Below are 242 nucleotides of genomic sequence, written 5' to 3' on the forward strand. Positions count from 1 at the left end.
GTCGCAATAGATAAACCAACCACACCATCCAGGTTCATGACGGTTTCGTATTTTTCTTTTAAGACAGGAAGCGGCGCATGTGTATTTGTATACGCCTGGAAATACGCCATGTATTTTCCGTCTTTCCATTTTGTGTGCATCCGGTCTTTGATTTCATTAAATTGAGTGATGAGATCATCAGCCCGGTTTCCTGCAAAATCACCAGACCCAGCGGCACTGCAAAATGTACAGCCTCCGTGGGC

Annotated in this window: 1 pseudogene; it reads right to left on the minus strand. The window is 45.5% G+C overall.

From position 1 onward, the window contains the following. Positions 1–242: pseudogene (locus SB775_RS33140) on the minus strand (TIGR01212 family radical SAM protein); the annotation flags it as partial.

It is taken from the genome of Peribacillus sp. SIMBA_075 (genome assembly GCF_046534585.1).